Annotated in this window: 2 protein-coding genes and 1 pseudogene; 1 reads left to right on the top strand and 2 read right to left on the bottom strand. The window is 39.6% G+C overall.

The genetic code is table 11. The annotated features are described in order from the left end of the window. A partial coding sequence (locus tag CDG79_RS39910) for a hypothetical protein (RefSeq protein WP_143855746.1) occupies window positions 1–620 on the bottom strand: 620 nt, incomplete at its 3' end. A 616-nt stretch (window positions 621–1,236) separates the two neighbouring features. On the opposite strand from CDG79_RS39910, the gene CDG79_RS39905 reads away from it, so the two are divergent. After that, window positions 1,237–1,779, top strand: coding sequence for a hypothetical protein (locus CDG79_RS39905; protein ID WP_094346967.1), 543 nt, complete (start codon window positions 1,237–1,239; stop codon window positions 1,777–1,779). 44 nt (window positions 1,780–1,823) lie between these two features. On the opposite strand, the pseudogene CDG79_RS39900 reads toward CDG79_RS39905, so the two are convergent. Next, a pseudogene (locus CDG79_RS39900) lies at window positions 1,824–2,891 on the bottom strand (RNA-guided endonuclease InsQ/TnpB family protein); the annotation flags it as partial. Window positions 2,892–3,019 lie beyond the last annotated feature (128 nt).

The following is a 3,019-nucleotide window of genomic DNA, read 5'->3' as shown; positions in this document are numbered from 1 at the left end:
CCAGTTCTTCTTTTGATAACTGGTTCAAGCTTTCTCGGTCTAATTCTTGAGGCAGGTTTTCGTTCATATCTATGATAGTCCTCCTCAAGTGTTCCCTTTGTCAATACTCTGCCACCTGAATCCTTACCTTTCAACAAAGCCAGAGTTTGTTGTAATTGAGCAACTACTAGCTTTGTTTCTTCCTCACTAACTTGATTAGACTCAACTGCCTCTAATACGGATTGTACTTCAACTATTTGAGCTTCTTCAAGCTGTCTTGCTATAGGAGCAATTAGAGCTTTTTCCTCAGTAGTGAAGTATGCTAAGATAACTTGATGTAAAGCCGCTTGACTATCAGCAAGCCAATTTAACTTATTATCTATTTGCTGTAGTTGGCTTGCAATAATTGAGACTTGTCCTTCTGGCTGTTCATTGGTCAATTGCTCTTGGATAACTATTAACTCACTTTCATATTCATCTCGTTGTTTTTTCAAATCTTCAATACGGCGACGATATTTATTTTTTGTTCCTGGATCAGACTCATCTGACAGTTCCACTTGATAATCATTTAGCAATTTGAGGACTCGAACAACGTTGTCTTCGAGTTGCTGTAAGCGCATTTGCATGATGGAAGGGAGCATATAAAACCTTATAACTAATTCTGCTCAGAGCATAACTAGAGCAAGTGTACTGTATTTGTCAGCTTTTGCTTTGGACTCCAAGAAGTCGGGGGGCTAACTATTTATTATGCCGAAACTTTCGGTATATCACCCTAAGCGATTCAGGTAGGGAAAGGATTACAGGCGTTTTAATCATAATATCAAGAATTTTTCTGGATATCGTCAATATCCAACTATCATACAGAATTTTTCCGTATATTAAGCTGTTGCGTATTTAATTTGTATATGCGATGCGGGCAAGATGCCCGCACTACAATAATTTTACGTTTTCGTACTATACAATTTAGCTGCACATCAGCTTAACCTAATCTTGCAAGTACAATATCGAGTAACTTTTATTTCTAATGGAGTCCGTACTCTTGTTCCACATCAGCCAGCAATTTTTCCTGCAACGGTGAAAGGTACGGCTTGAGTTGTTTACCTAACCCCAAGCAAAGCCAATCTACTGGACTATCTCAGTTTTCAATTTCATGCAGCTGCCGCAGTCTCACACATGATTGTTGCATTTACGCTTATGTGCCTTAAATGGAAGCGATCGCTTCTTTAATTATGAACATAAATTTTCAAGTTAGTCATCATGAATACTCAACAAATTCAAGAAGCTTTAACTCATCTCATCATTGGAATTACAGCCTTATATACCATTGTAATGGTCGTTGATTTCGTTGTGGGAATAGTCCATCTCTGGCAGAAATTTATACTCAACATCAAAAACACAACATCTGAAAAATCACACATGGAATCTATTGATATTAAGAAATCTCTCAAGGTGAAAAACCAAAATCAATCAACTAACCGTATTACATCAAAACCAGAACCTCAACCAGACAACTTTATTAGCATTGATGTAGACAAAATTGATTTACGGACAGCCAGAAAAATTGCTACTGCCATAAAAAAAGCTTCAACATCCAATCCTGACTTAATTATCAAACAAAAAGTCAACAGTAAAAGTGTTCCTTTAGCCTGGTTGCAAGCACAGATTAAGCATCGTTTAGAACTGGCACCAGAAATTGTCACACCCATTATTAGAGAATTGGCTCCTACTGCTTTTACATCTGTTCGAGAAAATATTCAGCATTCTAACATTGTAAAAACAGGTAAGCGTAAAGTCAGTTAATCATTTGACATCCTCCCACCGCTAATCAGGAGTACCTGATTAGCTCAGGTTTCCAAAGATCGCTCCTTAGATTTCCTCTTTCCACGAGTTGATTTGCTTGAAGGAGTTTCCCCACCCAAGTATTGATCAGTCTCTCCAGAGGCGTTAGTTCCGACGTGACCCGCCGTACTCAATCCTTTTTCTAATATGTTACGTGCGGCGTTCCAATCGCGGTCTTGAATATGTCCACAATTAGGGCAAATATGTGTTCTGGTACTAAGAGTTTTCTTAACAATTTCACCACAGTTAGAGCAGTTTTGACTTGTGTAGTAGGGAGATACGGCAACTGTGACCACACCGAAAACTTTACCAAAATACTCGACCCATTCACGAAACAACGACCACGATACATCACTAATTGATTTAGCCAAGCAATGATTCTTGACCATATTCCGCACCATCAAATCTTCATACGCCACGAGGTCGTTAGACTTCACTACGCACCTTGCCGTCTTAACAGCAAAGTCTTTACGTTGGCGACTTACTTTGAGGTGTTTAATGCCAAGTTTATTTCTAAACTTAATTCTGTTTTTGGAACCCTTTTTTGTTTTAGACAAACGGCGTTGCAGTCGTTTCAAAGACTTTTCGCTTTTACGAAGATGTCTAGGGTTGGCTACTATTTCCCCATTGCTGTCGGTATAGAAATGGTTCAACCCCACATCTATACCGATAGTTTTACCCGTTGGTTCTCGTCTTTCTACTCGCTCTTGGTCAATGCAAAACTGTGCATAGTACCCATCAGCACGACGTACAACTCGCACTCTTTTAAACTGTTTAAGCTGGTAGAAGTGCAGGTCACGAGTTCCCCAAAGCTTGAATGTTCCGGCTTTAAATCCATCACTAAAAGTGATGTATCTCCGGTCACTACTAAGCTTCCACCCACAGGTTTTGTACTCAACAGAACCGTGTGTTTGCTCTTTCTTAAATCGTGGATAACCCTTTTTCCCTGGTTTGCTTTTCTTGCAATTATCAAAAAACCGAGCGATTGCAGACCACGCTCTTTCAGCGCTAGCTTGCCTTGCCATCGAGTTCAACTTGGATACCCAAGGAAACTCAATGTTGACAGCAAGTACGCAGGGTTAGCGCGTCTCAAAACCTATTGACAAGAGGACTTACCTGATCAGCGATAAGGTGGAAAACAAAGTGACACCATCTGAGGTAGGGTAAGATTTAATTCATCGAACTGCCATATCAAAGTAAT

Origin of the sequence: Nostoc sp. 'Peltigera membranacea cyanobiont' 232 (assembly GCF_002245985.1) — a bacterium.
In the GTDB taxonomy this organism is placed as follows: Bacteria; Cyanobacteriota; Cyanobacteriia; order Cyanobacteriales; family Nostocaceae; genus Nostoc.
The sequence above is the reverse complement of the archived record's forward strand: the minus strand, read 5'-3'. Positions and strand labels throughout refer to the sequence as shown.